Annotated in this window: 1 protein-coding gene; it reads right to left on the reverse strand. The window is 72.0% G+C overall.

The genetic code is table 11. The features are described 5' to 3' along the window. Nucleotides 1–37: 37 nt before the first annotated feature. Nucleotides 38–1051, reverse strand: coding sequence for a 1-aminocyclopropane-1-carboxylate deaminase (locus FOE67_RS26515; protein ID WP_182667359.1), 1014 nt, complete (start codon nt 1049–1051; stop codon nt 38–40). Between the last annotated feature and the right edge of the window lie 58 nt (nt 1052–1109).

Here is a 1109-nt window from a genome sequence, read left to right on the forward strand (position 1 = left end):
GCCCCGGCCCGCCCCGTACCGCACCCCGGGGCCGGTCTCAGCGATCGAACAGCCCGCTGTAGGCGTTGAGCGCCGGCTGACCGCCCAGGTGGGCGTAGAGCACGTTGGAGTCCCGGGGAATCTCCCCCTCGCGCACCAGGTCGATCAGCCCGGCCATCGACTTCCCCTCGTAGACGGGGTCGATGATCATGCCCTCCAGGCGACCGGTGAGCCGGATGGCCTCCATCGTGGACTCCACCGGAATCCCGTACAGATCGCCCGCCCACCCCTCCAGCACGGTGATCTCCTCGTCCCTCAACTCTCTTCCCACATCGATGAGTTCGGCGGTCGCCCGGGCGATCTTCGCCACCCGTGCCCGGGTCTCGACGAGCTTCGCGGAGGCGTCGATCCCCAGCACCCGCCGGGGCCGCTCGTCCCCCTCGGCGAAGCCGGCGATCATGCCCGCCTGGGTGCTTCCGGTGACGCTGCACACCACGATCGTGTCGAAGAAGACGCCCAGTTCGCGCTCCTGCCGCCGCACCTCCCGCGCCCAGTGCGCGAAACCGAGACCCCCGAGCCGGTGGTCCGAGGCACCGGCCGGGATCGCGTACGGGGTGCCGCCCTCCGCCCGGACGTCCTCCAGGGCCCGCTGCCAACTGTCCTTGACGTCGATCCCGAACCCGGCCCGCACCAGCCGGACCTCGGCGCCCATCACCCGGGACAGCAGGATGTTGCCGACCTTGTCGTTGACCGGGTCCGGCCAGTCCACCCAACTCTCCTGCACCAGCACCGCGCGCAGCCCCAACCGCGCCGCGACCGCCGCCACCTGGCGGGTGTGGTTGGACTGCACACCGCCGATGCTCACCAGCGTGTCGGCACCCGCCGCGAGGGCGTCCGGCACGAGGTACTCCAACTTGCGGGTCTTGTTCCCGCCGTACGCCAGGCCGCTGTTGCAGTCCTCGCGCTTGGCCCAGATCCGCGCCCCGCCCAGGTGGGCCGAGAGCCGGTCGAGGGGATGGACGGGGCTGGGGCCGAACAACAGGGGGTACCGCTCGAAGTCGTCCAGGGACACGGGGGCTCCTCGGGTGGGACGGCGGGTCGGCGCCGAAGCGGCCGACCCCGGGGGTGGG

Source organism: Streptomyces calidiresistens, from assembly GCF_014141525.1.
In the GTDB taxonomy this organism is placed as follows: domain Bacteria; phylum Actinomycetota; class Actinomycetes; order Streptomycetales; family Streptomycetaceae; genus Streptomyces; species Streptomyces calidiresistens.